This is a genomic window from Treponema sp. R80B11-R83G3 (assembly GCF_054786115.1).
Window position 1 is genome coordinate 1 of record NZ_BDHF01000276.1, and the last position, 1,015, is coordinate 1,015.

The 1,015-nt window shown below is 49.5% G+C and carries 2 protein-coding genes; both read left to right on the forward strand.

The window, feature by feature from the left end; translation table 11 throughout:
- Positions 1-489: oligopeptide/dipeptide ABC transporter ATP-binding protein (locus ACYVRH_RS13280; RefSeq protein ID WP_461257372.1), on the forward strand; the 489-nt coding region annotated here is incomplete at its 5' end.
- A gap of 199 nt (positions 490-688) precedes the next feature.
- Positions 689-1,015, forward strand: a 327-nt coding sequence (locus ACYVRH_RS13285) for a WD40/YVTN/BNR-like repeat-containing protein (RefSeq protein WP_461257373.1), incomplete at its 3' end; no start/stop codon positions are given.

The window sequence follows — 1,015 nt, forward strand, 5'->3', positions numbered from 1 at the left end:
GAGCTTTCAGGCGGACAGCTTCAACGCCTTGCCATTGCAAGGGCTATCATCGGAGAACCTTCCCTGCTAATTGCCGATGAACCCCTGTCCGCCTTGGACGTGTCAGTTCAGGCGCAGCTAATTAATCTGCTTGATGATCTTCGCGCCACTCGTTCAATGGCAATGATTTTTATTTCCCACGACATGACCGTTGTAGAATACTTCTGCGACAGAGTTGCGGTTATGTATCTGGGCAAAATAATGGAGCTTGTTTCCGCCGTTGAATTGTCACATAACGCCCTTCATCCCTATACACGTTCTCTCAGGGCAAGCGCACCACGGCTTGATGTTTTTAAGGATTCTGCCGAAGAAAAGCCGCCGGTTAGTGGAGAAACTCCGAATCCGCAAGCGATTATTAAAGGCTGCCCTTTTGCTCCGCGCTGTCCGCAGGCGATGTCCCAATGCGCCGAAGTTTTGCCGGAACTTCGTGAAGTTTCAACTGAACATTGAGTACGCTGTCATTGTTTACAAGCACATATCGCTCCGTCGTACTTTATGTAGTTCACAAAAACCCCTCTTCCCTCTTTGTGATCTTTGTACCTTTGTGTTCTTTGTGTGAAATCTTCTGGATGTAATTTATGAAAGCGCCGGTACCAATGGTACCCAAAAGGCAACCATCCACTCAATCGCTTATGGCAACAACAAATTTGTGGCCGGGGGCAGTAGCGGCAGAACGTCTACTTCAACGGACGGCGTAACATGGACAACCTTGTCAGACACCAATTTAGGCAGTAGAATCTACGCAATCGCCTATGGCAACGGCACCTTTGTAGCAGGGAACAATTTGGGCGGGATGGCGACTTCGACTGACGGCGTAACATGGACAGCAGTAGCTGAAAGCAAATTAAGCGGCATCGGAAGTATCGCCTTTGGAAACAACACGTTTGTCGCCGTGGGCAGTGGCAGCCCTGCGTATTCGACTGACAATGGCGTAACATGGACATCCGTAGCTACTATCTCAATCCCAAGCCCGATC